Origin of the sequence: Bradyrhizobium sp. 35 (assembly GCF_023073215.1) — a bacterium.
GTDB lineage: Bacteria > Pseudomonadota > Alphaproteobacteria > Rhizobiales > Xanthobacteraceae > Bradyrhizobium > Bradyrhizobium canariense_D.
In genome coordinates, this window is record NZ_JADPJC010000154.1 from 1 (window position 1) to 571 (window position 571).

Below are 571 nucleotides of genomic sequence, written 5' to 3' on the forward strand. Positions count from 1 at the left end.
GCCAGCAGTGAGTGCCCGCCCAGCTCGAAGAAGTTGTCGTGCCGGCCGACACGTTCCAGGCCCAGAAGCTCGGCCCAGATCTGCGCCAGCGCGATCTCGATCTCGCCCCGCGGCGCCTCATAGGCTGCCCGCGCATACGCATCATCCTCTGGCGGGGGCAGCGCCTTGCGGTCCAGCTTGCCGTTCGGCGTCAACGGCAGCGCCGCAAGCCGCACAAACGCGCTCGGCACCATGTACTCGGGCAGCCGCGCACCAAGATGGGTGCGCAACGTGCCGGCAAGTTCAGTCTCCTCGGCTTCGCCGGCATGCTCCGCAGCCGTAACCACATAGGCGACCAGACGCTTCTCGCCGCTGCGATCCTCGCACGCAACCACCGCCGCGTCGCGCACCGACGCGTGCTCAACCAGCCGCGCCGCGATCTCGCCAGGCTCGATCCGGAAGCCGCGGATCTTCATCTGGTCGTCGATGCGGCCCAGAAACTCCAGATTGCCGTCCGGCAGGTACCGCGCGAGATCCCCGGTCCGGTACATCCGTGCGCCGACCTCACCACTGAACGGATCGGCCAAGAACC

Annotated in this window: 1 protein-coding gene; it reads right to left on the reverse strand. The window is 68.0% G+C overall.

Annotated features, from left to right (window positions below):
• On the reverse strand, positions 1-571 hold a 571-nt coding region (locus tag IVB36_RS32300), incomplete at both ends, for a phosphopantetheine-binding protein (protein ID WP_247394336.1).